We start from the raw sequence: 327 nt of genomic DNA, 5'->3' as shown, positions 1-327 counted from the left end.
TCAGCCCCGATAAAATCAAACAGATTATTGCCAATGTTGAGCGCCTGCACCCTGATATCAGTGATGAACTGAAACAGCAGGTCGCCGAGATCGCAGTCAAATCGATCGAGAACCAGATCTTTGTTGAGGGCGGCAGCTTCGATATGGGGGACTTCGGCATGCCCTGTAACTCATACCTCGACAGGCCGGTGTATGACCCGAATGATGTCTGTAACTCAACGATCAACCCTTATGACCGGCCAGTACATAAAGTCACGCTTGATAGTTTCTCGATGTCTAAATATGAAACGTCGGTTTATGAGTTTGAGCATTTTAAGTTAGCTCATC

General features: G+C 46.8%; 1 protein-coding gene. It reads left to right on the top strand.

Translation table 11 applies throughout. The annotated features are described in order from the left end of the window. Positions 1 to 327, top strand: a 327-nt coding sequence (locus JW499_RS21960; protein WP_205212547.1) for an SUMF1/EgtB/PvdO family nonheme iron enzyme, incomplete at both ends; no start/stop codon positions are given.

Origin of the sequence: Amphritea pacifica (genome assembly GCF_016924145.1) — a bacterium.
GTDB lineage: Bacteria > Pseudomonadota > Gammaproteobacteria > Pseudomonadales > Balneatricaceae > Amphritea > Amphritea pacifica.
Note: the sequence above shows the minus strand (reverse complement) of the source record. Positions and strands in the feature narration are given on the sequence as shown.